Source organism: Shewanella sp. AS1, from assembly GCF_021412565.1.
Taxonomy (GTDB): Bacteria; Pseudomonadota; Gammaproteobacteria; order Enterobacterales; family Shewanellaceae; genus Shewanella.
In genome coordinates this window covers 1-291 of the sequence record NZ_JAKCLJ010000068.1, presented here as the reverse complement: position 1 = coordinate 291, position 291 = coordinate 1, and the positions used below count along the sequence as shown (strand labels likewise).

At 52.9% G+C, this 291-nt stretch carries 1 protein-coding gene; it reads left to right on the top strand.

Annotated elements, in window-relative coordinates; genetic code table 11:
* Positions 1-143: 143 nt before the first annotated feature.
* On the top strand, positions 144-291 hold a 148-nt coding region (locus LZP69_RS16770; protein ID WP_442800695.1), incomplete at its 3' end, for a peptide deformylase.

Sequence of the window (291 nt, the reverse complement as noted above, 5' to 3'; positions counted from 1 at the left end):
GTAGTGTCGACACTGTTCGAGAAACCCGGCGGGGTGCAGCACATAGAGGAGACTAAGGAGGGCTATCACCCTGACGCCGGCTTCACCGTAATCATAGCCGGCAGACAATCGATGCCTAAGAAACGAAGAAGAAGGCAGGTGGGATGATGACGGTTCTACCGATCTGTCGCTTACCGCATGATCGTGTTTTGAGGCAAAAAGCCAAGAAGGTGCCCGTTATCGATGCTTCGATTGAACGCCTGATCGATGACATGATAGAGACGATGCAGCAGGCGAGGGGTGTTGGATTAG